Source organism: Streptomyces sp. NPDC056527 (assembly GCF_042794475.1).
In the GTDB taxonomy this organism is placed as follows: Bacteria; Actinomycetota; Actinomycetes; order Streptomycetales; family Streptomycetaceae; genus Streptomyces.
In genome coordinates, this window is record NZ_JBHTTQ010000012.1 from 101,597 (window position 1) to 124,152 (window position 22,556).

At 71.2% G+C, this 22,556-nt stretch carries 18 protein-coding genes and 1 tRNA gene; 9 read left to right on the forward strand and 10 right to left on the reverse strand.

The annotated features are described in order from the left end of the window. Window positions 1–15: 15 nt before the first annotated feature. The gene (locus tag ACFQ7Q_RS09705; RefSeq protein ID WP_383551796.1) at window positions 16–687 is read right to left on the reverse strand and encodes a MerR family transcriptional regulator; all 672 of its coding nucleotides are present in this window, start codon (window positions 685–687) and stop codon (window positions 16–18) included. 100 nt (window positions 688–787) lie between these two features. On the opposite strand from ACFQ7Q_RS09705, the gene ACFQ7Q_RS09710 reads away from it, so the two are divergent. After that, complete coding sequence (locus ACFQ7Q_RS09710) at window positions 788–1,405, forward strand: monooxygenase family protein (RefSeq protein ID WP_383551798.1); 618 nt, start codon at window positions 788–790, stop codon at window positions 1,403–1,405. A gap of 7 nt (window positions 1,406–1,412) precedes the next feature. Here ACFQ7Q_RS09710 and ACFQ7Q_RS09715 read toward each other — a convergent pair whose 3' ends face one another. Together ACFQ7Q_RS09715 and ACFQ7Q_RS09720 are read right to left on the reverse strand one after the other, a co-directional pair. After that, window positions 1,413–2,630 carry a DMT family transporter gene (locus tag ACFQ7Q_RS09715; RefSeq protein WP_383551800.1) on the reverse strand — a complete coding sequence of 406 codons (1,218 nt, stop codon included), beginning with the start codon at window positions 2,628–2,630 and terminating at the stop codon, window positions 1,413–1,415. Next, window positions 2,627–3,595 carry a phosphatase PAP2 family protein gene (locus ACFQ7Q_RS09720; RefSeq protein WP_383551802.1) on the reverse strand — a complete coding sequence of 323 codons (969 nt, stop codon included), beginning with the start codon at window positions 3,593–3,595 and terminating at the stop codon, window positions 2,627–2,629. Before ACFQ7Q_RS09720 ends, ACFQ7Q_RS09715 begins: the two co-directional genes overlap by 4 nt. 149 nt (window positions 3,596–3,744) lie before the next feature. Between ACFQ7Q_RS09720 and ACFQ7Q_RS09725 the strand changes: the two genes are divergently transcribed. From ACFQ7Q_RS09725 to ACFQ7Q_RS09735, 3 genes are all read left to right on the forward strand, one after another. Further along, on the forward strand, window positions 3,745–4,359 hold the full coding sequence (locus tag ACFQ7Q_RS09725; RefSeq protein WP_383551804.1) for a TetR/AcrR family transcriptional regulator: 615 nt from the start codon (window positions 3,745–3,747) through the stop codon (window positions 4,357–4,359). A gap of 29 nt (window positions 4,360–4,388) precedes the next feature. Beyond that, a complete protein-coding gene (locus ACFQ7Q_RS09730) occupies window positions 4,389–4,763 on the forward strand; it encodes a DUF488 domain-containing protein (RefSeq protein WP_383551806.1) in 375 nt (124 codons plus the stop codon). A 73-nt stretch (window positions 4,764–4,836) separates the two neighbouring features. Continuing rightward, window positions 4,837–6,087: a cytochrome P450 gene (locus ACFQ7Q_RS09735; protein WP_383551808.1), complete on the forward strand. Its 1,251-nt coding sequence runs from the start codon at window positions 4,837–4,839 to the stop codon at window positions 6,085–6,087. A gap of 15 nt (window positions 6,088–6,102) precedes the next feature. On the opposite strand, the gene ACFQ7Q_RS09740 is transcribed toward ACFQ7Q_RS09735, so the two are convergent. Continuing rightward, window positions 6,103–6,573, reverse strand: coding sequence for a DUF309 domain-containing protein (locus ACFQ7Q_RS09740; RefSeq protein WP_383551810.1), 471 nt, complete (start codon window positions 6,571–6,573; stop codon window positions 6,103–6,105). A gap of 140 nt (window positions 6,574–6,713) precedes the next feature. On the opposite strand from ACFQ7Q_RS09740, the gene ACFQ7Q_RS09745 reads away from it, so the two are divergent. After that, a tRNA-Pro gene (locus ACFQ7Q_RS09745) sits at window positions 6,714–6,787 on the forward strand. Window positions 6,788–7,015: 228 nt separating this feature from the next. Here ACFQ7Q_RS09745 and ACFQ7Q_RS09750 read toward each other — a convergent pair. Beyond that, complete coding sequence (locus ACFQ7Q_RS09750; RefSeq protein ID WP_383551812.1) at window positions 7,016–9,604, reverse strand: non-ribosomal peptide synthetase; 2,589 nt, start codon at window positions 9,602–9,604, stop codon at window positions 7,016–7,018. Between the two features lie 225 nt (window positions 9,605–9,829). Between ACFQ7Q_RS09750 and ACFQ7Q_RS09755 the strand changes: the two genes are divergently transcribed. Genes ACFQ7Q_RS09755 through ACFQ7Q_RS09765 form a run of 3 tightly spaced genes read left to right on the forward strand, consistent with a single transcriptional unit; the run spans window position 9,830 to window position 13,519 of the window. After that, window positions 9,830–10,849 carry an iron ABC transporter substrate-binding protein gene (locus tag ACFQ7Q_RS09755; RefSeq protein WP_383551814.1) on the forward strand — a complete coding sequence of 340 codons (1,020 nt, stop codon included), beginning with the start codon at window positions 9,830–9,832 and terminating at the stop codon, window positions 10,847–10,849. A gap of 1 nt (window position 10,850) precedes the next feature. Beyond that, window positions 10,851–12,476 (forward strand): ABC transporter permease, encoded by a 1,626-nt coding sequence (locus ACFQ7Q_RS09760; RefSeq protein WP_383551816.1) that lies wholly within the window; start codon window positions 10,851–10,853, stop codon window positions 12,474–12,476. Continuing rightward, window positions 12,473–13,519, forward strand: a complete 1,047-nt coding sequence (locus tag ACFQ7Q_RS09765; RefSeq protein WP_383551818.1) for an ABC transporter ATP-binding protein — start codon at window positions 12,473–12,475, stop codon at window positions 13,517–13,519. The genes ACFQ7Q_RS09760 and ACFQ7Q_RS09765 overlap by 4 nt, the downstream gene beginning before the upstream one ends. 80 nt (window positions 13,520–13,599) lie before the next feature. Here ACFQ7Q_RS09765 and ACFQ7Q_RS09770 read toward each other — a convergent pair whose 3' ends face one another. The 5 genes from ACFQ7Q_RS09770 to ACFQ7Q_RS09790 form a co-directional block, all read right to left on the reverse strand. Then, window positions 13,600–16,176, reverse strand: a complete 2,577-nt coding sequence (locus ACFQ7Q_RS09770; RefSeq protein ID WP_383551820.1) for a SpoIIE family protein phosphatase — start codon at window positions 16,174–16,176, stop codon at window positions 13,600–13,602. 592 nt (window positions 16,177–16,768) lie between these two features. Then, window positions 16,769–18,109, reverse strand: a complete 1,341-nt coding sequence (locus ACFQ7Q_RS09775; RefSeq protein ID WP_383551822.1) for an NAD(P)/FAD-dependent oxidoreductase — start codon at window positions 18,107–18,109, stop codon at window positions 16,769–16,771. Further along, a complete protein-coding gene (locus tag ACFQ7Q_RS09780) occupies window positions 18,106–18,810 on the reverse strand; it encodes a transporter (RefSeq protein ID WP_383551824.1) in 705 nt (234 codons plus the stop codon). Before ACFQ7Q_RS09780 ends, ACFQ7Q_RS09775 begins: the two co-directional genes overlap by 4 nt. A gap of 4 nt (window positions 18,811–18,814) precedes the next feature. Continuing rightward, on the reverse strand, window positions 18,815–19,411 hold the full coding sequence (locus ACFQ7Q_RS09785; protein ID WP_383551826.1) for a TetR/AcrR family transcriptional regulator: 597 nt from the start codon (window positions 19,409–19,411) through the stop codon (window positions 18,815–18,817). Continuing rightward, the gene (locus tag ACFQ7Q_RS09790; protein ID WP_383551828.1) at window positions 19,408–20,676 is read right to left on the reverse strand and encodes a saccharopine dehydrogenase family protein; all 1,269 of its coding nucleotides are present in this window, start codon (window positions 20,674–20,676) and stop codon (window positions 19,408–19,410) included. Before ACFQ7Q_RS09790 ends, ACFQ7Q_RS09785 begins: the two co-directional genes overlap by 4 nt. A gap of 235 nt (window positions 20,677–20,911) precedes the next feature. On the opposite strand from ACFQ7Q_RS09790, the gene ACFQ7Q_RS09795 reads away from it, so the two are divergent. Then, on the forward strand, window positions 20,912–22,522 hold the full coding sequence (locus ACFQ7Q_RS09795; RefSeq protein WP_383551831.1) for an MFS transporter: 1,611 nt from the start codon (window positions 20,912–20,914) through the stop codon (window positions 22,520–22,522). Window positions 22,523–22,556: the final 34 nt, after the last annotated feature.

Below are 22,556 nucleotides of genomic sequence, written 5' to 3' on the forward strand. Positions count from 1 at the left end.
CTCCGGCTTTTTTCGTCAAGGTGACGAAAGTGGAGGGTTCGGCGGCGAGATCCCGTACAGATGCGCCGAGACGTCCTCGTGCGCCAGTCGGCGCAGGGACAGCAGGATCGGTTCGTAGAGCATCGTGTACGCGACGGCCGCCTCGATCGCCTCCTCCAGGAGCGGGTACCCCTCCATCACCGTGTACTCCTCGGCGGCGATCGGGTGCATCACCTCGGCGTACCGCCGGATGTCGTCGACGCGGCCCCGGTATCCCAGCGAGCGGAGCGTCACGACCGCCCGGGTCAGCGCGGCGAGCGCCGGCGCCTCCTCGTTCACGTACCAGCCCATCTCGGTGAGCAGGTCGCGCATCTCGGCGAAGACCTCGTCCCAGAGCGCACGCTCGGGATCGGAGGCGTCGGGCGGTGAGATCTGGGGGCCGAGCATGTACGCGGCGATGCCGACGCGCTCATGGCGGCCGAAGGCGGGGTCGTCCGCCACCGCGAGGACGTCCCTGGCCTGCTGGATCGTCATCCCGCCCACCGTGAGGAGCGCCCGCACCAGCCGCAGCCTGCGCAGATGCACCTCGCCGTACTCCGACTGCCGGGCGGTGACCGGCGTCCCGGGCGGCAGGAGTCCTTCGCGGAGGTAGTACTTCACGGTGGCCACGGACACGCCGCCGCGGTCGCTCAGCTCGGAGAGGCGCAAAGATTTTCACCGTTCCCATCATCTCGACACGGTTACCCGGGAGTTCTACTCTCCCCTCCAAGGATAGTTCAGCTATCCAATAACGGGAGGTGGGTGAACCATGGCAATGGGGTCCGACTTCACACACGGACTGCGGCTCGTCACCGCGCCGGAGTGGAACCGTGGCGGCGCCGAGAGCCGCGCCGAGCGGCGCCGGGTGCGCCGGGGCCGCTTCATGGCCGCGAACGGCGAACCGGTGGCCGTCTTCCTCATCGGCGCCAGGGTCAACCGCTGGCGCTCGGTCCGGGGCTGGCTGCCCCTGTTCATGGCCATGCCCGGCATGATCAAGGAGCTCCGCGCCGATCCGGAGAGCGGCTTCCTCGGCTACCGGATGCTCCTCGGGCCCTCGTTCGGAGAGGTCACCATCGTCCAGTACTGGCGGAAGGCGGGCGACATCCGCGCGTACGCCGCCGCGTCCGCCCGGCGGCACCGCCCCGCTCAGAGCGCGTACTGGCGGCGGTACTTCGCGAGCAACGGTGCCGTCGGGATCTGGCACGAGATGTACTCGGTCCGGCCCGGCGCGTATCACGCGCTCTACGGGGACATGCCGCCGATGGGCGTCGGCGCGCTCTTCGGGCTGGAACCGGCCGTGCCGGGGGAGAAGGGCGGGTACCAGCCGTCCACCGAGCCGATCTTCGCGGCCCAGGTGACGGAGGACCGCCCGCCGTCGAAGGAGTGAGGCGCCGTCAGCCCGCGAGGGGCGCGGGCGCGGTGGGCGCGGTGGGTGCGGGTACGGTCGCGGGCTCGTCGGTACGGGGCGGGGGCAGCGGTTGCCCGGGTGCGGTGATGGGGGACAGGGGCGACGTCTCGGATGCGGCGACGGGGGCGGTGACCGGGGCGGGGGTGGGTGCGGGCGCCTGGGCCGCGGGGGCCTGTGCGGGCTTCGGCATCAGGCCCTGGGTCGTGGGGGCCGGCGCGGGCTTCGGCGTCCGGGTGGGCATCTGGGGCGCGGTGGCCGTCGACGGGGCCTGAGCGCGTGCCTGGCTCACCGGGCCCTGCGGGGGAGTCGGCGTCGCGAGGGTCGTTCCCGCGCCCGTCGTCAGCAGGACCACGCCGCGCGCCGCCACCACGGACGCGGCGGCCGCGATCAGCCAGCCCCACACGCCCGCGCGGAACGTCTCGCCGAGCAGCGCGACGCCGATGACCGATGCGGCGGCCGGGTTGGAGAGGTTCACCACGGCCAGCGGCGCGGCGAGTCCGCCGCGGTAGGCGGCCTGCGAGAGCAGCAGACCGCCTACCGCGAAGGCGGATATCAGCACCGCGATCAGAGCCGTCTGCCACCAGGCCGTCGCCCCGCCCGGCAGTTCCAGCGCGAGCGCCGCGGTCAGCGTCTGAGTCAGGGCGGAGGCCACTCCCGAGGCGATCCCGGAGGCCGTCGCATGCCCGAGTCCCCGCCCCCGGCGTGACGTTGCGGCCCGAGAGTCCGCGCCGTTCCGTCCTCCCCTGGCGAGCGCCACGATCAGCAGCGCCGTCGTCGCCGCCACGATCAGTGCCTCGTTCAGGCTCAGGGCGTCGCCCGGTGTCGCGGGGCCCGTGACCGAGATCAGGCCGACCAGGCCCGCCAGCGTCCAGAACGCACCGCGCCACTCCGCCCGCGTCACCCGACGCCGGGCGCAGTACGCCCCCAGCGGCAGGGCCGCCACCAGGGTGAGCGCGCCCAGCGGTTGAACGAGCGTCAGCGGGCCGTAGTGCAGGGCGGCCACGTGGGCCAGCGCCCCGGCGGCGTTCAGGCCGACGGCCCACCACCACTGGCCGCGGGCGAGGAGGGCGCGCAGCGCGCCGCTTCCCCCGTCGGACGAGGCGGAGGCGGCGAGCCGGGACTGGGCGACCGCGGCGAGGGCGTACCCGGCGGCCGAGACGAGGGACAGGAGTACGGCGAGGACGACGCCGTCGGGGGCGGTCATCGCAGCGCCTCCACCGGACGGGGCGCGGCGGGACCGGTACGAGCGGCGGGACCGGTCGGCGCAAAGGGCGTGGTGCGCGCGGCAGGGCCGACCGACGCGGAGGGCGCGGTGCGGGCGGCTGGCACGGTCGCCGTGGCTGCCGTGGCTGGCGCAGCGGCCGTGGCGAGCAGCGCGCGCTCAGCCGGTGCGGTGGCGCGCCGGAGTGGGACCGGGCGGCCCGGGCCGGTACCCGGCGCCCGTACGGCCGCGAGCGCGAGGCCGAGCAGCGCCGCGGCGGCGAGGGCGTCGAACCAGTAGTGGTTGGCCGTGCCGACGATGACCAGGAGTGTCAGCAGGGGGTGGAGCAGCCACAGCCAGCGCCACCGGCCGCGGGTGGCGACGATCAGGCCGATCGCGACCATCACCGCCCAGCCGAAGTGCAGCGACGGCATCGCGGCGAACTGGTTGGCCATCGAGTCCGTCTCGGGACTCGCTCCGTACACCGACGGGCCGTAGACCCGTGCGGTGTCGACGAGGCCGGTCGCGGCGAGCATCCGGGGCGGCGCCAGCGGCATCAGCAGATGCAGCGCGAGCGCGGCGGCGGTCAGGAGCGCCAGGACGCGGCGGGACCAGAGGTAGTGCGCGGGGCGGCGCCAGTAGAGCCAGGCGAGGAAGGCGATCGTGGCCGGGAAGTGCACGGCCGCGTAGTAGGTGTTCGCGGCCCGGACGAGCGGCTCGCCGTGCATGAGCAGCGCCTGCACGGAACCCTCGCCGGGCAGATGGACGGCCCGCTCCGCGCTCCATATCCGGTCGGCGTTGTGGAAGGCGCGCAGTTCGTGGCCGTTCGCGAACAGCCGGCCGAACTTGTAGACGAGGAACAGCGCCGTGACGAGCAGCAGCTCGCGCACCAGCGGTGGTCTCGGGGTGTTCCGGGTAGCGGTCCGCCCCGGTCCTGTGGGACGTGTTCCGCGTATCCCGGCAGCCATGGGCCCGGCCCCTTTTTTCCGTCATTTCGGCAGCAAACGGGGGAAGCCTAGATCCGAATTCATCGAGACGCAAGCGTCTCGATACGTTTGCGTCTCGATTGTGCACCCCCTACTCTCGTATGTGCAGAGAGCTGTCCGGGAGGAATGGGATGTCCACACAGGCCGCGACCGCCGCCGCCCGCCGCGGGAAGATCACTCCGGAGCGGGAGCGCGAGCTCTACGAGGCCGTTCTCCGTCTGCTCCGGGAGGGCGGCTACGACGCGGTGACCATGGAGGGCGTCGCGGCTCGCACCAAGTGCGGCAAGGCGACCCTCTACCGCCAGTGGGGGAGCAAGCCGCAGCTCGTCACGGCCGCTCTCGCCAAACAGCGCTGCGTCTTCTTCACCGGCATCGACACCGGATCGCTCGCCGGCGATCTCCGGGAGGCGGCCCACCTGGCCGCGACCCGCCGCGACCATGACGCCGAGCTGATGGAGGCCGTCAGCCAGGCGTACGTCCAGTACCCGGACCTGCGCGAGGCGCTCCGCGAGACCGTCATCAGCCCGGAGGTCGCGGCGCTCGACACGATCCTGAAGCGGGCGGTGGAGCGCGGCGAGATCGACGCGGACAACCCGGCCATCGGCTTCGTCGCCCCCTGCTTCCTCGGGATGCTCCGCATCGAGCGGCTCTTCGAGGAGCGCTTCGCCGACGCCTCGACGATGCGCGTCTTCGTCGACTCCGTCCTGCTGCCGGCGTTGCTGCCGGCGGGGCGCGTCGAGATGTGACCGTCGGCGGCCTCCGGCACCCTGGAGCCATGCCTGCCGCTGCCCCCGACATCCGCGTCCGCCGGATCTACGAGGCCCCTTCACCCGACGACGGTGTACGGGTCCTCGTCGACCGCCTCTGGCCGCGCGGCCTCGCCAAGACCGACGCCCGCATCGACGAGTGGCCCAAGGCGCTCACGCCCTCCACCGAACTGCGGCGCTGGTACCACGGCCAGGACGGCGAGTACGGGGAGTTCTGTCGGCGGTACGAGGCCGAACTGGCCGAACCCGCCGCCGCCGAGGCCCTCGACCGGCTGCGCGCCCTCGCCGCCGAGGGCGCCGTCACCCTTCTCACCGCCGCCAAGGACCCGTCCGTCAGCCACACATCCGTACTCCTGCGCGCGCTGAACGCCTCCGGGGCATAGCCAGAGCCCGCGGCGCCGGTCACCATGTGTAGACCGCACCGAGTTCCGCACCTTCCCGTCCCGGAGGCGCCGCGTGGACCCAACGACGTTCGCACGTCACGAGCTGCTCGACGCGCTGCAGCGCGACCCGTACCCCCTCTACGCACGTGCGCGACAGACCGCGGGTCTGACCTTCGTCCCCGAACTGGACGCCTGGCTGGTCGCCAGGGACGCCGACGTCCGTGAGGTGCTGCTGCGCCCGGAGGACTTCTCCTCCGCCCAGGCGCTGCGACCCGACGTCGTCCCCCCGGCCGCCGTCTTCGGCGTCCTCGCCCGCGGCTACGGCAACCGGCCCACCGTCGTCTCCACCGACGGCGCCGCCCACCGCCGCCACCGCGCCCCGATCAACAGCGGTCTCTCGGCGGCCCGGGTGTCGGCCCTCGCGCCGTACGCCGCCGAGGTCGCCACCGCCCTCGTCGACGGCTTCGCCGCCGACGGACACACCGAGCTGATGTCCTCCTACGCCCGCAGGCTGCCCGGCGCAGTCATCGGCCGGCTCATCGGCTTCGAGCCCGAGGACGTGCCCGTCGCGGTGCACGGAGGACACCGCGCCGAGCAGCTCCTCTTCCGGCCGATGGCCGAGGACGAACAGATCGCGGCGGCCGAGGACGTGGTCGCGCTCCAGCGCCTCCTCGACCGCTACGCCCGCGAGCGGCGCGCCCGGCCGCGCGACGACCTCTGTTCGGCGATGGTCGCCGCCCTGGCCCCGGACACCGGTCTCGGACCCGGGCCTCGCGAACTCACGGACGACCAGCGCAACGAACTCGTCGCCAACCTGCAGAACCTCCTCATCGCCGGACACCTCACCACCACGGCCCTGATCGGCACCGCGCTCTTCCACCTGCTGCGCCGGCGCGACCAGTGGGAGCTGCTCCGCGCCCGGCCCGAACTCATACCCGGCGCGGTGGAGGAGGCCGCCCGCTTCGACACCGCCGTCCAGGGGTTCCGCCGCACGACGACCCGGCCCGTCATCCTGGCCGGCACCGAACTCCCCGCGGGTGCCACCGTCTTCGTCGCCTACGGCTCCGCCAACCGCGACGAGGCACGCCACGAGGACGCCGACGTCTTCGACATCACCCGCCCGGCGGCACCCACCCGCCACGTCGGCTTCGGACACGGGGCCCACGGCTGCCCGGGCTCCCAGCTCGCCCGCACCCAACTCCGCCTCACCCTGGAGCTCTTCGTCCGCCGCTTCCCCGGACTGCGGCTGGCGAAGGACCAGGACGTGGAGATGCGGCCGACGCTGATCCACCGCTCACCCCTGGAGCTGCACCTCACCTGGTGACGACCGGGCGCCGCGCTACTCGGCAAGAAGGCGCGGCGCCTCGGCCGCCGCATCGGTCACGTCGTCCGCCCGTTCCGCCAACTCCCGCGCCCACCGCACGAGTCCACCGATGCCGATGCCGTACGGATCGGGCTGCCCGGAGATCCGGTCGGCGCCGCGCAGCAACAGCCGAGCCCCGCCTGACCCGTTGCCCCGCGCGGAATGGGTCAGCCCCACGGCCAGCTGGGCGAGCCCCTGCCACAGGTCCCGCTCCTCGGCGGGGCCGGTCTTCCAGGCGTCCTCGAAGACCTCGTGGGCGTGGAAGGGCATCCCCGCGTCCAGCAGTCGCTGCGCCTCACGGAGCGTCTGCGCGGGCGTCCGTACCACCCCTTCGGGCTGCCGCGGCACCCCCTCGACCTCGTAGGGCAACGGCCGCCCCAGGCCGTCCCGCGGCCGCGCACTGCGCGCCCGCCCTTCCTCGTCCCGGTCCCTCGGCGTCCTGTCCACCCGCCCATTCTCCCTCCGGCGGCCCGGCCTGCGGGTATGCCACCGACCATCGGGCGCGGCCGCGTCCACCGGACTCGCGAAGTGAGGTAATGTTCTCTTGCACGCCGCCACCGGGGAGAAACCGGAGGCCGGACGGGCACCGGGACGTGGCGCAGCTTGGTAGCGCACTTGACTGGGGGTCAAGGGGTCGCAGGTTCAAATCCTGTCGTCCCGACTCGTGAGAGTCGTAGATAGAGGGGCCGTTTCAGAGTCATCTGAAACGGCCCCTTGATCATTCCCGGGGACCATTCGGCGACCAGTGCTCGCCTTGACCGCTTCAGCGGGCGACCAGGATCGGACTGGGCAGGGAGCGCGGCGCGCGGAGCACGCTGAGGTAAGCCGAGAGGGCCGCGCCCACGGCGGTGATCTTGGGCACGGAGGAGTGCAGGTTCCGCTGGGGGAGTCAGGAGCGCTTCCGGGGGAAGCCGGACCATCGCGTGCGCAACATTGCCAGGCGGGGCAGCGCAGGCAGCTTCCGGGTGAGATGGTCCGCACCCTTGGCGTAGGCGATGCCGAAGAGGAGGGCCGTGACCAGCGACAGGGGTTCGGAGACGTCGTCCAGGATCGGGTAGATCTGCCAGTGCGTCAGATAGATGGAGAGCGAGGCGGCGGCGAGGAGCCCCGCCGCCCGGTTGACCAGGTGGTGGCTGGGAAGGGTAGGGAACCACACCAGCAGTACGAACCCGATGAGGACGAACGCCTCGCGTCGGGGTTCGCCGGGGAAGAAGCCGGGGACGGTGGCGAGTGCGCCGAGGGTGACGAGCAGTCGATGGGGCGTCGTGTGGGCCTTCGCGGCCGCCCAGCCGAGGGCGAACAGCCAGAAGACGGTCACCGCGTCGGTGATCTGGGACCGCTCGGGGAGGCCGACCAGCTCGTAGCGCGTGAGCAGGCCGAGTGCGGCGAGGGTGAGGGGAAGGCCGTACGGGAAGCGTCGTTCCGCCCGGTCGACGGCGGGCAGGGCGAGGAGTGCGAGCGTCGCGAGCAGGATGTACACGAGTGCTTCCACGAACCACAGGTGCAGACCCGGCCCCATGTCCTGCGGGAAGAGAGCGTTGTGCAGCAGGAGGAGGTTGCTCAGGTCGTAGTCGGCGCCGATCAGGATCGCGAAGGCGGTCCAGGCCATGCATGGCAGTGCGATGCGTGCGATGCTCCGTCCGGTGCGGCGGACGCGTTCGCGTCGCTCGGCGGAGGAGAGCAGGAAACGGGCGAAATTGAAACCGGCCACCGCGAGCAGCAGATGAGCACCGCCGCGGAGCTCGAAGAGCCGCACATGCGAGCAGACGATGCACACGATCGCGACCGCGCGCAGGGCGACGCTGGTCTCCAGGGACCTGCCGAGGCCCCAGGTCTTCCGCTCGGGGCCCCGCAGCTCGCTGATCGGTGTGGTGTGCCAGCTCGTGGGCAGATGGCCGAGGCGTTCCTCGAGGTGGAGTGACATCTCGACGTAGGACAGGGAGTCGCCGCCGAGTCCCACGAAGGTGCTGTCGGGTGTCACATCCGTACGGTCCAGGATCCGGGCGTAGAGAGCGCACAGGTCGTCGGCGCCCGCGCCACCGGGCAGGACTCCGGCGTCGTCCTGCCGGCCCGCGGTGCGGACGGCCTGGTAGTCGGGCTTTCCTGTGGGCAGGCGGGGAAGTTCGGGCAGCAGGTGGACGCGTATCGCGCGCGACGGCAGGCCGAACTCGTCCGCGACGCGTCTTCGGATCCGCCGCTCGTCCCACCCTGCCTTGCGCACGACGGCGAGAGCGAGCCCCTCGTCGTCCCCCGCGCACAGCGCGCTGAGGTCGTGGCGCTCCGCGAGCGTAGTCTCGACCTGCTGGGGGTCGATCCGCAGGCCGAGGATCTTCAGGAACCGGCTGCGGCGGCCGACGATCTCGTACAGGCCCTCGTCGGTGCGTCGGGCCAAGTCGCCCGTGCGCAGGGTATCGACGGTGCGCCCGAGAGCGAGGTCGTCGGGTGTGTGCGCGTATCCCAGCATGACGTTCGGTCCGGAGTACACGAGTTCGCCGACGCCCTCCTCGGCCCCGGAGGTCTCGTCGACGGCTTCGAGGGAGAACGAACCGCCGGGAACCGGAACGCCGATCGCTGCCGGATGCGCGGTCGCGAGCTCCGGTGGCAGGTAGGCCATGCGGGCGGTCGCCTCGGTCTGGCCGTACATGACGAAGAGGTCCCAGCCGCGTCGCTGCCCCAGTTCGGCGTAGTGGGTGACGCGTTCGGGGGCAAGGCGGCCGCCGGCCTGGGTGACGTACCGCAGGTGCGGCAGCTCCATCTCGGCGAAGCCGACCCGGTCGAGCAGATCGAAGGTGTACGGGACTCCGGCGAGGGTGGTGCCGCGGGCGGTGCGGAAGAGGTCCCAGAAGCAGGTGTCGGCGACCGAGAGTTCGGTGAGGACGAGTCCGGCGCCGCGCAGCAGGTGGCTGTGGATGACGGACAGGCCGTAGCAGTAGTGCATGGGCAGGGTCGTCGCGGCCCGGTCGGTGTCACGGATGCCCAGGTACGTGGCGATCGACTCGGCGTTCGCCTGGAGGTTCTCGTAGGAGAGCCGGACGAGTTTGGGGGAGCCTGTCGAGCCGGAGGTGCTCAGCAGCAGGGCGAGATCGGGGTGGTGGTCGTGTGCGGAGCCGGTCCGCCGCTCCTCGATCCGCCACTCGCCGGAGCCGGAGCCCGGGTGGACGACGATGTCGGGATCGTAAGCGGCGGTCAGGGCCTCCACGGCCTCCGGATGGTCGCCGGGTACGAGCAGGACCGGGTGCCCCGCCGAGAGCGCGGCCAGGTGGACGACGACCGCGCCGACCGTGTTGGCGCCGGGCAGGAGCACGAGGCGGCGCCCCGGGCCGAGCCGTTGGGCGGTAACGGCGACCCGCCGGGCCAGCTCGCCGTAGGAGACCACGCCCTCCGCGGTGACCAGGGCGGTGCGGTCGCCGTGCAGCGCGAGGCCGTCGGCGAGGGGGAGGGTGTGGCCACCGGCGGGCGGGGCAGGGAGGAGCGTCACGGGCGCATCGTAGGTAAGGCTTTCCTAATCGAGAAGGGGGGGTGTTGGTATCGGATGCCCATTCGCGACCGGGCCGTTACCAAAGCCTGCCTTGACCATTAGGTTAGCTTTACCTTATCAATGCCGTATTCACAGGTTCTCCCGGTAGCACTTCGTCGCTCGTCGCGAGACCCGTCGCCCTACGCGACGGCCGCGACCGGCACGGCAGGAAGGCATCACCTCACCATGCGCCGCCCCTTGGCTCGCACGCTCACCGCGCTCACCGCGGCAGCCCTCCTCGTCCCCGCGCTCGCGAGCTGCGGAAGCGACGAACCGGCCGGACTGGTCATCTACTCCGGCCGCAACGAGAACCTCGTGAAGCCGCTCATCGAGAAGCTCGAGAAGCACCTCGGTACCAACGTCGAGGTCCGCTACGGCGACAGCGCCGAGCTCTCCGCCCAGCTCCTGGAGGAGGGCGAGAAGACCGAGGCCGGTCTCTTCCTCTCCCAGGACGCCGGCGCCCTCGGCGCGCTCTCCAAGGAGCAGCGCCTTGCGCCGCTGCCGAAGGCCACTCTGGACAAGGTCGACACCGCCTACCGCGGTTCGGCCGGCGACTGGACCGGCGTCAGCGGGCGCGTGCGTGTCCTCGGGTACGACCCCAGCCAGGTCCCGACGCCGCCGAACAGCGTCCACGAGCTCGTGAAGCCCGAGTGGAAGGGCAAGATCGGTTTCGTACCGACCAATGCCTCCTTCCAGGCGTTCGTCACCGGCATGCGCGTCCTGGAGGGCGACGAGGCAACCCGCACCTGGCTGAAGGGCCTCAAGGCGAACGAGCCCAAGGTGTACGAGGGCAACCTCAAGGTCCTCGAAGCCGTCGACAAGGGCGAGGTCTCCCTCGGCCTGCTCAACCACTACTACTGGTACGAGCAGGTGGCCGAGAAGGGCGCCGACAAGATGAAGGCCAAGATCCACTACCTGCCCGAGGGCGACCCGGGCGGCCTCGTCAACGTCGCCGGCGTCGGCATCCTCAAGGGCGCCGACGAGAAGCAGGCCGCGTACGCGCAGAAGGCCGTCGACTTCCTCCTCTCCGCCGAATCCCAGACGTACTTCGCGCAGGAGACCAAGGAGTACCCGCTGGCCGCCGGGGTGAAGACCGCCGCGGGCGTGCCGCCGCTGGAGACACTCCAGCCGCCGAAGATCGACCTCGGTAAGCTCGACTCGCTGAAGGAAACCCTGGCCATGCTCCAGGAAGCCGGACTGGTCTGACGTGACCTCACCGGATTCCCCCGTCCGGAAGCGTCACGACACCCGCTCGGCGAGCGCCCCCGCGCCCGCCGGGCGGAAGCGCGCCAACGAACGGAAGCAGGCCGAAGGCCGCATCGACAACGCCGCGAGACCCTCGTGGGTCCTGCTCGTCCCCGCCTGCCTGGCGGCTGCCCTCGCCGTCCTGCCCCTCGGCTACCTCGCCGTGCGCGCCCTCGAACGCGGCCCCACCTTCGCCTGGGACGTCATCGCCGCCGACCGGACAGGCCAACTGCTCCTGCGTAGCCTCGGTCTGACCGCCACCGTCGTCGCCGCCTGCCTGCTCCTGGGTATCTCCCTGGCCTGGCTGACCACGCGCACCGCCCTGCCCGGCGCCCGCACCTGGTCGGTCCTCGTCACCATGCCCCTGGCCGTACCCAGCTACGTCACCGCCTTCGCCTGGCTCTCCGCCGCTCCGTCGCTCGCCGGTTTCACCGGCTCGGCCCTGGCGCTCACCCTGGTGAGCTTCCCGTACGTCTACCTGCCGGTCGCCGCCGCCCTGCGCGGCACCGACCCCGGGCACGAGGAGGTCGCCCGCTCGCTCGGGCGCGGGCCGCTGCGCACCTTCCTGAGCGTTACGCTGCCCCAGCTGCGGCCGGCCGCGGCGGGCGGCGGACTGCTCGTCGCGCTCTATGTGCTCTCCGACTTCGGCGCGGTGTCCCTCATGCGGTACGACACCTTCACCCGTGGCATCTACACGTCCTACCGGGCCAGCTTCGACCGCACTCCGGCCGCCGCGCTCAGCGCCGTGCTCGTCCTCATGACCATCGCGCTCGTCGCTGCGGAGACCCGCACCCGAGGCCGGGCCGGGTATGCCCGTACCGGAGCGGGAACCGCCCGGCGGGCCGTTCCCGCCGCGCTCGGCCGACTGCGGCCGCCCGCCCTCGCCTGGTGCGGAGCCGTCGTCGCGGCCGCCGTCGGGTTCCCGCTCGCCACGCTCGGCTACTGGCTCGCCGTCGGCTCCTCCGCCACCTGGGACCCGTCCACCCTCACCAGTACGGCGCTCACCACCCTCGGCGTCGCCGCCGGGGGCGCCGCGCTCACCACCCTGCTCGCCCTGCCCGTCGGTGTCATCGCGGCCCGCCACCGGGGCCGGCTCGCCCACCTCCTCGAACAGGCCGCGTACGCGGGGCACGCCGTCCCCGGCATCACCGTCGCGCTCGCCCTGGTCTTCTTCGCGGTCCGCTACGCCCGGCCGGTGTACCAGGAGACACCACTGCTGATCTGCGCGTACGCGGTGCTCTTCCTCCCCGTTGCGGTGGCCGCCGTCCGCGCGGCCGTACTCCAGGCGCCACCCGTACTCGACGACGTCGCCCGCTCCCTCGGCCGCACTCCCTTCGGGGTGCTCCGCGAGGTCACCGTGCCGCTCGCCGCACCGGGTGTCGCCGCGGGCGCGGCCCTCACCTTCGTCGTCTGCATGAAGGAACTCCCCGCCACGCTGCTGCTGCGCCCCACCGGCATGGACACCCTGGCCACCCGGCTCTGGACCGAGACCGGCAGCGGATCCTTCGCCGCCGCGGCCCCGTACGCGGCCGTCCTCGTCCTCCTGGCCGCCGTCCCCTCCTACCTCCTCGGAAGGCACCGCCCATGAACGACCTCCAGGTCAGCGGCGTGGTCAAGGCGTACGGCCCCGGCGCCACCGTCCTCGACGGCCTCGACCTCACCGTCCAGGGCGGGCACCTCGCCGCCGTCCTCGGCCCCTCCGGCTGCGGCAAGACGACTCTGCTGCGCGTGATCGCCGGCTTCCTGCGCGCCGACGCGGGCACCGTCACCGTCGCCGGCCGCACCCTCGCCGGTCCCGGCGTCCACCTCGCGCCCGAACGCCGCCGCATCGGCATCGTTCCCCAGGAAGGCGCGCTCTTCCCTCACCTGAGTGTGGCGCGCAACGTCGCCTTCGGCCTGACCGGAACGGAGCGCGGCGCCCGGGCCGGACGCGTCGACGAGATGCTGGACCTCGTCGGCCTGGGCGGCTACGGCGACCGGATGCCGCACGAGCTGTCCGGCGGCCAGCAGCAGCGCGTCGCCCTGGCCCGCGCGCTCGCCCCCGAACCCCATCTCGTCCTCCTCGACGAGCCGTTCAGCGCCCTCGACAGCGGACTGCGCGGAGCGGTCCGGGCCGAGGTCCGCGCCGTGCTCCGGGCAAGCGGCGCCACCGCCGTCCTCGTCACGCACGACCAGCAGGAGGCCCTCTCCACGGCAGACGTCGTCGCCGTAGTCCGGGACGGCCGCGTCGCCCAGTGCGCCACCCCCGAGGCGCTCTACCAGCGCCCCGCCGACCCCTGGGTGGCCTCCTTCGTCGGCGACGCGGTCTTCATCGCCGGCACGGCAGACGAGACTTCCGCCACCACGCCACTGGGCCGCATCCCCCTCGCCGCCGCCCCCGAGGGCCTGCGCGACGGCCTCGTCCTCCTCCGCCCCGAGCAGTTCCACCTCACCGGTCCGGAAGAGGCGACCGCTCAAGGCACCGTCACCGACGTCCGCTTCTTCGGCCACGACTCCATGGTCACCGTCGCCGTGGACGGCCTGGACCAGCAGATCGACATCCGTGCTCCCGGACCGCTCCAGGTCCGTCCAGGCGGGAGGATCGGCATCCGCGTCACCGGCGCGGCCAGCTTGCACGAAGTTCCGGCCTGATTGGTCTGTTACATGACAAGCGGAACCCGGTCGGAAAGAAAGCCCCTGAGGGCGACGGCGGTCAGCGGCACAACTGCGGTCTAGGAGAGGGCACTGCCGGGGGCGGGCAGGACCTGTTCGGCCCAGATGACCTTGCCTTCCGGTGTGTACCGGGTGCCCCAGTGCTCGCTGAGCTGGGCCACCAGGAACAGTCCGCGGCCTCCCTCGTCCGTGGTGGCGGCGTACCGCAGATGCGGGGCGGTACTGCTGCCGTCCCACACCTCGCAGGTCAGAGTGCGATCGTGCAACAGACGAACGCGAACCGGCGCGGCGGCGTACCGGATGGCGTTGGTGATGAGCTCGCTGAGGATCAGTTCCGTGGTGAAGGCGAGTTCCTGCAGGCCCCACTCCTCGAGTTGCTCGGCCGCGAGGCTGCGCACGGCGCCGACCTCGCTCGGGTCGAACGGTACGTCCCACTCCGCGACCCGGCTGGGGCCCAGAGTCCGTGTCCGGGCGATGAGGAGCGCGATGTCGTCGGCCGGCCGGCCGGGGAGCAGGGCGTCGAGTACGGCGCGGCGGCTGGCTTCCGGGTCTCGGTCGGGGTGGCTCAGCGCCGTGCGCAGCCGTTCCACGCCCACTGAGATGTCCCGGCTCCGCTCCTCGACCAGCCCGTCGGTGTACAGGACGAGCTGACTGCCTTCCGCCAGGTGCAGTTCCATGGCCTCGAACGGCATGCCTCCCAGCCCCAGCGGGGGGCCGGCCGGCAGTTCCGAGATCGTTGTCGTGCCGTCCGGGGCGACCACAAGCGGTGGCATGTGTCCCGCCCGCGCCATGGTGCAGTGCTGGGAGACCGGGTCGTAGACGGCGTACAGGCAGGTCGCGCCCAGGACACCGCCGTCCGAGGGCGCGCTGTCGCCTTCCTGGTCCATGCGCTGGACGAGGTTGTCGAGACGGGCGAGGAGTTCGTCGGGCGGCAGATCCAGGGAGGAGAAGTTGTGCACGGCCGTGCGCAGCCGCCCCATGGTGGCCGCGGCATGCAGGCCGTGCCCGACGACGTCTCCGACGACGAGCCCGACGCGGCTGCCCGGCAGCGGGATCACGTCGAACCAGTCCCCGCCCACTCCGGACTGGGCGGGCTGGTAGAAGTGCGCGACGTCCACCGCGCTCTGCTCGGGCAGATCCCGCGGCAGCAGGCTGCGCTGGAGCGTCACGGCGAGATTGTGTTCGCGGGTGTAGCGGCGGGCGTTGTCCATGGTGACCGCGGCGCGGCCGACAAGCTCCTCGGCCAGGGACAGGTCGTCCTCGTCGAACGGTTCCGGCTTCTGCGACCGCCAGAAGTTGACCACCCCGAGCACGACGCCCCTGGCCTTCAGCGGAGCCGCGATGAGCGAGTGGATCCCGTAGGCGACGATCGCCGATGTCCGCGGTGCGTCCTGGGCGTGCCAGCCCGGCGCGTCATGGAGATCGGGCACGAGTTCGGCCGTACCCGTGCCGTATCCGCGGGCCTGCGGCGTGGACGGCAGGAATTCGATCAGGCTACCGAGCGGATACAGCGGGTGATCGGAGCGGATGCCGCTGACCGCCGTGCGCCGCATGTCGGCGCCCGGGCCGGGCTCGTCGCCGCTCAGTACCGGGTCGGCCAGGTCGACCGTGACGAAGTCCGCGAACTGGGGAACGGCGACGTCGGCCAGTTCCTTCGCGGTGCGGACCACGTCGAGCGTGGTGCCGATGTCACCCCCGGCGTCGTACAACAGTTTGAGCCGCTTGCGGGCCGTCTCCGCCCGGCTGCTCAGGAGCTGCATCTCGGTGGAGTCGCGGATGGTGACCGCCGAGCCATGCGGGCGCGTGGGCCGCTGATTGACCACGAGCAGCCGGTCCCCGGCCTCCAGCACCTCGTCGGTGGCCACCCGGCCCGACAGCAGCAGTTCCGCCATTCGGCGGTCCATGCCGACCTCGTCGACGGGGCGTCCTTCGGCGTCGTCCGGCAGGCCGAGCAGCCGTCCGGCCTCGTCGTTCGCCAGGAGTAGCCGTCCTTCGCCGTCCGTGATCAGCACCCCTTCTCGGACGGAGTGGAGCACCGCGTCGTGGTGCTCGTACATGCGGGTCATCTCCTGCGTGCCGAGCCCGTGGGTCTGGCGGCGCAGTCTTCGGCTGATCAGCGCCGTGCCGACGGTGGCCAGAGCCAGACCGACGGCGATGACCAAGAGGATGACGGGCAGCTGACGGTCGGCGACGCCGGTCACGCTCTCCACCGTCAGACCTGCCGAGACCAGGGCGACGACCTCACCCTCGGGCGAGGTGACCGGGACGATCGCCTGAATCTCCTTGCCGAGCGGCCCCTCCACGCTCTCGGTGTGCACCTGGCCGGCGAGTGAGGGCTCGATCGTGCCGACGAACCGTTCGCCGATGCGGTCGGGCTGGGGGTGGCTGTAGCGGATGCCGTTCGTGTCCATCACCACGATGAAGTCCACGCCTGCGTCCTTGCGTGTCTCCTCGGCGAGGGGCTGCAGGATCGCGGACGGGTCCGGCGACCTCAGCGCTTCCTGCAGGCCCAGGGAGTTCGCGAAGGTCTGAGCCACGGAAACCGACCGGTTGCGCGCTTCACGGTCGATGTCGTACCGCGACTGCAGCACCAGGGCCAGCAGGGCCCCGGCGGCGAGCAGCACCACGATCGCCACCTGAAGGACGAAGACCTGTCCGGCGACGCTTCCGAATCTTCTGCCTAGGTTCGACGGCACCGGTACGCCGGGCACGAGAGACGAGACGGGCTCACAACCCCAGTTGTAACACCTCCCCGCGGCCAGGGCTCCTGGCGTTCACGGTGCGCATCAGGGCCACGACACAAAGTTCCCACCGCCGCGGGTCGGGAGAATGGGCGCTGATCCGTGATCCGGGAGACGAGGGCGTCCAGGTCGAGGCGCTCGCTCTCCCGGCCGCGGGACAATGCTTTCGGTCCGGCGCAGGAAGGCGGCGACGTCCGGCCTTCGCGCTCCTCACCCGTGTTCCAGCCTGGCGGCAGGATGCCCTCCGCACGCCACCGCAACGGGTGAAGGGAGCTCACTCTCGGCCGGGGCCTCCCGCTCGATGCCTTTCTGACGATGCCTCTCTGATGGTGGAACAGCGCCGCCTCCGTGGGGACCGGTTGGGGACCACACGGTGCGCGGTGGTGTCAGGGGCCGTTTCACAGAGATCCGAAACGGCCCCTTGATCATTTCGGGGATCATGCCGCGATGCCGAAGGCCCGGGCCTTCGGTCCGAACGACGGTCGGTTCACACCGCGTTCGCTCGTCGCGCGTTGCGTCGACTTCCGTTGACCAGGTCGTTCCAGCGATCGACCGCCCAGATCATGCGCACCCCCAGTCGCCCCAGCATCATGGCGCGAGGGAACCTCGACCTCCGGGTCCATACGCGTTCCAGGTCCTCGTGCCGATGCCCGTCGATGATCATGTCGGCGATGAGCGAGCCCACGTACGGTGCTTGAGCCAGCCCGTGACCATTGCAGGCGATCGAGTAGAAGGTGTTGTCGCCGACCTGGCCGGCGAGCGGCAGGAAGGACGAGGTGATGGCGATCCACCCACCCCAGGTGCGCTCGACGGCGAGGTCCGCGAGAGCCGGGAACCTTCTCGCGAAGCCCTTCGCGAGTTCGTCCACGAGTCCCGGATCCGGCGCCTTCGCGGGCAGCGGGAACGTCGTTCCCCGCTCGAGCCGCCGGACACCGAAGACGATGGTGTTGCGGGAGGTCAGGTGGTAGTTCTCCATGATGTTGTGCTGCGTGACGACGCCTGACCGGCTGGTCCAGCCGAGCGCGGCCAGCCGCTCGTCGTCGATCGGCTCCGTCTCCGCCTCGATGATCCAGATGGGGACGGAGAGGTTCCGGGGAGTGATCTCCCACTCGCCTGCGAACGCGTTCGTCGCCAGCACGACCTTGTTCGCCCGCACCGCACCGTGCGGGGTGGAGAGCACGACCCCACCGTCGTCTCGAGTGACGTCGGTGACCTTCGTCCCTTCGAAGACCCGAGCCGAGGACGCCAGCAGCGCCGTCCGGATGCCGCGGGTGAACTTGCCGGGGTTCATCGTTCCCCCGACGACCTCGCGCATCCCGCCGACGAATCCGGGGGGGATGCCGAGCTCCGCACTCGTGCCCACCTCGACGTGTCCGCCGACGCGCCGCAGAATCCTGGCCACCCGACGTACCCGGCCCATCTGGCCGCGCGACACGGCGACGAAGCAGTTGCCCACCGGCTCGTAGTCACAGTCGATGTCGTGACTGTCGATGAGGTGCTCGACGAAGCGAGCGGCGTTCTCGGAGAGCCGCACCATGCCGGGCATCTTCTTGCGGTACATCAGGTTCAGGAGCTGGAGGTCGCCGCCAGGAGCACTCGCCAACTGCCCCGCGTTGCGCGAGCTGGAGCCGTGCCCGCAGAACTCCGCTTCGAGGAGCACCACGTCCTGGCCGCGTTCGGCCAGCCGCAGCGCGGTCACCATGCCGCCGAGGCCACCGCCGACGACGGCGACGTCGCAGGCGAGGTCTTCGGCCAGTGCCGGGAGGGCGTCTGCCGGCCGATCGACCCAGCCGCTGAAGGTGGAGTACTCCACCCTGTCGGTCTTCATCGACACTCTCCTCCCGCGGCGCTCAGCGGGGCCGGGACGAACCCTGTTCCAGCCGCCTGGTCGTGGCGGTCCAGGGCGCGGTACGCGAAGAAGTACACGAACATCTGGGTGCCCCAGGTCGCCAGCGCGGCGGTGGCGAAGACGGTGCGATGTGCGTCGTCGCCGGGCAGCGGGAAGAAGTCGTAGGTGATCGCGATGACGGATCCCGCCACGGTGGCGAGCCCCGTCCAGACGGCCGGCCCTCGGGCGCCCGTGTTCCAGACTCGCCAGGTGAAATAGATCAGGAACGGCGTGGTGAGCGCGTTGACCGTGACGAAGAAGATCGCCGGGCCCAGGTGGAACTCATGCCCTCCGAACCCGCTGAAGTAGAGGCCGGCGACGGTGGCCAGGGCGAACGCTCCGATGTCGACCACCGGAGCCGGCTTGTACCGATGGGTCACCCGCAACAGGCCCAGGACCAGGATGAGGGTGATGCCCACCCCTCGGGAGAACGTGTCGAAGAAGAACACGAGGCCGGCCTGCGGATCGGCCTCGTCCCCACCACGGAGCGCCCAGATCAGGAAGTTGACGCCCGAGGTGCCGACGATCATCCATTCCAGGCCGAGCAGGTAGTTCCCGTACTGCCGGAGGAACCTCCATCCGCAGTAGAACCCCGCGAAGACCATCCACAGGTCGGCCACTATGAAGAAGAGCTCTTTCACGGTCTCAAACCCCTCCGTACAGCGTTGAGAACCAGATGTTGTAAAGCACGTCGACGACGCGCTGCACCTCCGGATGCGGCTCCTTCGAGTACGCCTGGGTCAGATAGCGCTCGTCCATCCAGACCAGGGCGCGGGCCGTCTCCTCGACGTCGAGATCCGCGCGGATCAGCCCTGCGGCCTGGTCGTCGGCGATGCGCCGGGTGGTCGCGTCGATGAAGCGCTGGACCAAGGCGCTGTATGCCGCCTCGACCTTGTCGTCGCTGCCGGCCGCTTCCGAGAGCGCTCGGAGTACGGGGCCGTGCTTGGCGTATACCTCGGCCAGGCCCTGGAACGCCGACTTGGCGTCGTCGGCCAGGTCGTCACCCACCAGCCACCGGTCGATCATCGCACCGAGCTCGAGGCCGAGCTCCTCGACGACGCGAAGCGCCAGGTCGTGACGGTCGCGGAAGTGGACATAGAAGGCGGGCCGCTTGAGCCCGGTCCGGCTCATGACCGCGTCCACCGTCATCCTCCGGAACGGCCGCTCCCGGAGGAACGCCTCCGCTGCGGCGATGATCTCGCGCTCCGACTCCTTGGGGTCGTGCTTGGGGCGCCTGCTCATGACCTCACCGCCTCGACGACCTCATCGAGCGACGCCCGGCCGGTCCGTGCCAGTGCCGCGTAGAACTGCTCCGGATCCGCCCAGTCCTCCGGCGCGAGGACGCCCGCCAGGTCGCCCAGTTCGTCGACTGCGAGCACCATGAACGCGGCGGTCGCCGATCCGGTTCCCGCCGCCATGCTCGACCACGGCGTGCCCGGCCCGCTGACGGGGACGCGGCGAATCGAGACGACCCGCTCTCCGCCGCGCTCGCCGGTCACCCGGACATAGTTGATCCCGCGAAAGTCGGGGTGCTTCTTGCGTGCCGCGGCCGCGAAGTACTTCAGCACCTCGCCGACGGCGATCTCGCCCCGGCGAATCGAGCCCCACAGCCCTGCGAGGGCGTACCGCCAGACCTTCGGCGAGCCCGGTTTGTCGGTGATGACGTCGTTGACGAAGTCGATGGCCTGATCCATCGAGATCCTGCCTTCCTCCACCGCGACGGCGACACCGCGCATGACGCCGCTGACCGGTGCCGGGTCGAGCGCTCCCAGGACCCGGATCCGGTCCGCGCCGGGCCACCGCCGCGGCATGGTCACCGCTTCCGGATGGGCGCATTCGTACAGCCGGTACGCAGAGCCGAACGAACCGCCCAGGTCGAACACATCCGATTCCACGAACGTCTGGTGGGTGACCGCCCGTCCGTTCTCCCAGGTCTGGCACGGTCCGGCGAAGCCTCGGATCGCGTGATCGAGCACGGCACGCCCGAACGCGACCGGACCTTCGTCGCCGGTCGCCCAGCAGACGTCGATCCGGTCGACGGTGTCCATGTCGCGGGCCGCGTCGGCAGCCATCACGTTGGTGAGTCCTGGGGACGCGCCACATCCGACGAAGATCGGAACGCCGGCCGCCTTCGCCTGCGCGTCCAGCTCCATCGCCGCTCGCGTGCTGGCTTCGTCGTCATCGAGATCGAGATAGGGAACCCCCTTCTCGATGCATGCCTCCATGACCGGCTCGGCCGTGCGGATGTAAGGCCCGGCACCCAGCACGACGAGTGCGGCGCCCTCGATGGCCGCACGAAGGGCAACCCTGTCGAACAGGTCGAAGGACCCGGAGCTCGCCGACCCGGCGGGAAGGGTCGCGACCAGTGCGTCAAGGGCGTCGGGCCGGATGTCGTACAGCTCCAGCTTCCAGTCCGCTCCGCCGGCGGCTTCAGCGAAGCGCTCGATCGCGACCCGACACATGTCACCCGCCGCACCGATGAAGACAATCCTCTTTTTCGTCGTCATGGGGCGAGGCTAGGTCCACACTTACACGACGTCAATGACTTCGTGTAAGTAAGGCCGCGGAACGGCCGGCGCGGCGATCTCGCTGGTGACGGCGGGTGGTCCCGCGTCGGCGGCGATACGGCCGGTCGGCGCCTCGAAGCGCGAGACGGTAGCGGCTTCGCTATTTGCACACGGGTGGGCAATAAATTAGTCTGCACATTGATGGGCAATTAAGTCGTCCCGCTAGGAGCCCCCCATGCCCCTCCTCATGAACACACCCGTCGAAAAGATGACCGGGCCCTACGTGCGGCGCTGGTGGGCCCTGATCGTGCTGTGCCTGAGCCTGCTGATCGTGGTCATGGCGAACACGTCGCTGATCGTCGCGGCGCCGGACATGACCGAGGACCTGGGCCTGAGCGGCAGCGATCTGCAGTGGGTCATCGACGGCTACACCGTTCCCTATGCCGCCCTGATGCTGGTCCTGGGTTCGATCGGCGACAAGTACAGCCGTCGCGGCGCCCTCGTCACCGGCCTGGTGATCTTCGCGGGCGGCTCCGTGATGGGCAGCCTGGTCGACGAGACCGCGCTGGTCGTCCTGGCTCGGGCGATCATGGGGGTCGGTGCGGCCGTCGTCATGCCCGCCACGCTGTCCCTGCTGGTCGCGATCTTCCCGAAGCGTGAGCGTGCCCGGGCCATCACGGCCTGGACGGCGACCTCGGGCCTGGCCATCGCCGTCGGGCCGCTGGTCGCCGGGTGGCTCCTGGAGGACCACGCCTGGGGGTCCACCTTCCTGATCAACGTGCCCGTCGCCGTCCTCGCGGTGACCGGCGCGCTGGTTCTGGTGCCGCCGTCCAAGGCGCGGGGGATGGGCCGGATCGACTACGTGGGCGGCCTGCTGTCCATCGTGTCCGTCGGCGCCCTGGTCTACGCGACGATCGAGGGCCCGCACTTCGGCTGGGGCGCCGGCCCGGTCATCGCCGCCGTGGTGGCGGGAGTGGGCCTGTCGGCCTTCGTGTGGTGGGAGCTGCGGCACCCGCACCCCATGCTGGACGTGCGCAAGTTCGCGCTGCGCCCCTTCAGCGGCTCCATGCTCGCGGTGCTGTTCTTCTTCTTCGGCACCTTCGGGGCGATCTACTACTCCACGCAGTTCCTCCAGTTCGTGCTCGGCTACGGAGCGCTGGAGACGGGTGTGAGGCTGCTGCCCCTGGCCGGAGCCGTGTTCGTCGGCGCCGCGGTGACCGGGCGGCTTACTCCGAAGCTCGGCATGAAGGTCACGGTCGTCGCGGGCATGGTGATCGGCACCGCGGGCGTCTTCCTCCTCACGCGGGTCGACGCGGGCTCGACGTACACCGACTTCCTCGCGCCGATGATGATGCTGGGCCTGGCCATCGGGCTGAGCGTGTCCCCGGCCACGGACACGATCATGGACTCCTTCCCCGAGTCGGAGCTGGGCGTGGGTGGCGGCGCCAACGACACCGCGCTGGAGCTCGGCGGTTCTCTCGGGATCGCGGTCCTGGGATCGCTGCTGGGTACGGCCTACCGGGACGAGCTGGCGGACCTGGTGGGTGGCCGACTGCCGGCCACCGCGCTGGAGACGGCCCAGGACTCGGTGGGCGCCGGCCTGGCGGTCGCCGAGCGGATCGCCGGGGATCCGGCGGGTGGGGTCCAGCAGGCCCAGGCCGTGGTGGGCGCCGTCCACGAGGCGTTCGCGCACGGCGTCGCCACGACCAGCCTGGTCGGCGGGATCATCATGGCCGCCGGGACGCTGGTCGTCCTCGCGGTGCTGCCCGGTCGGCGGGGTACGCAGAAGCGTCGGGCGGCGGAGTCCACCGCGGAGCGGGACGCCGAGCGCGTCGGCGCCGCGTAGGGAGCGGAGCCGCCCCGGCCTCGATCGTCGAGGC